The 766-nt window shown below is 47.3% G+C and carries 1 protein-coding gene; it reads left to right on the forward strand.

The genetic code is table 11. From position 1 onward, the window contains the following. Window positions 1–211: 211 nt before the first annotated feature. Window positions 212–766 (forward strand): conjugal transfer protein TrbL family protein (locus ACYQ0N_RS15340; RefSeq protein WP_460163186.1); only part of this gene is annotated, 555 nt, incomplete at its 3' end.

Below are 766 nucleotides of genomic sequence, written 5' to 3' on the forward strand. Positions count from 1 at the left end.
AAAATAAGGAATACCGTCGGATAAATCCGGCGGTATTTTCATATATACGGAGGGTGAAAATGAATGCAAAGAGAAAACGGCGCGGAATATACAGGATATCTAAAAGGTATTCGCTGATACGGATACGCAGACGGCGCCGCTTTTACTGTTTTAAAAAATCATCAGAGGAAAAAATACGAACAGATCAGTTTGATCGGAAAGGAAAACGGCAATGTTTGAATGGATAGGCGACGCTGTGGAATGGGTAGGAGAAAAGCTGTTCGGGGTGGTGGAATCGGTAGGTTCGGCGATCTCCTCGGCTGTCTGGGACGTTATGCTTGAATGGATGTACGATACTATATACGGAGCGGTTGCCGATCTGTTCGGAATGATAAACGGAATGGGCGCGGGAATCTTTTCGCTTGCATGGGTGGAAGCCTTCCTTAAGCTTTTTTCACTGTTCGGCTGGGCGCTGTTTGCAGTAGGGCTTGTTGTCGCTGTGTTTGATACGGCGATCGAATATCAGACGGGACGGGCGAATATTCAGGGAACGTGCCTTAATGTTCTTAAAGGCTTTATGGCTGTAATGCTGTTTACTCAGCTTCCTGTGGAGCTGTATAAATTCTGCATAACGCTTCAGAGCACATTCTCAGGCGATCTTCTCGGCTCGTTTATAGGGGCGAACAAGGGCGATCTCGGAGCTACGGCGACAATAGTACTGCACTCTACGATAGGTTTATCAGGACTGCTTGGAATACTGACGGTTATCGCCCTTGCCTACTGCGTT

Source organism: Ruminococcus sporogenes, assembly GCF_054655175.1.